Genomic DNA, 214 nt, shown 5'->3' with positions numbered 1-214 from the left:
TAACGCGACCGAATCCGGTCAGACCATTGCGGTCACCGGTAAGGTCGATAACGACGTCAACGCCGGCGACGCCGTTACGGTTAAAGTCGGTACCGAGACCTATCAGACCACCGTCAATACCGACGGCAAAACCTGGAGCGTGAATGTTCCAGGCTCGGTGCTGGCAGCCAATGGTGATGTGAGTGCGACCGTCACAACGCGTGATACCGCAGGC

1 protein-coding gene is annotated in these 214 nt (G+C 58.4%); it reads left to right on the top strand.

Features of this window, described 5'->3' with window-relative positions:
* On the top strand, nt 1–214 hold a 214-nt coding region (locus H0248_RS21500; RefSeq protein WP_180787425.1), incomplete at both ends, for a hypothetical protein.

The organism is Pectobacterium brasiliense (genome assembly GCF_013449685.1).
Classification (GTDB): Bacteria; Pseudomonadota; Gammaproteobacteria; order Enterobacterales; family Enterobacteriaceae; genus Pectobacterium; species Pectobacterium brasiliense_A.
The sequence above is the reverse complement of the archived record's forward strand: the minus strand, read 5'-3'. Positions and strand labels throughout refer to the sequence as shown.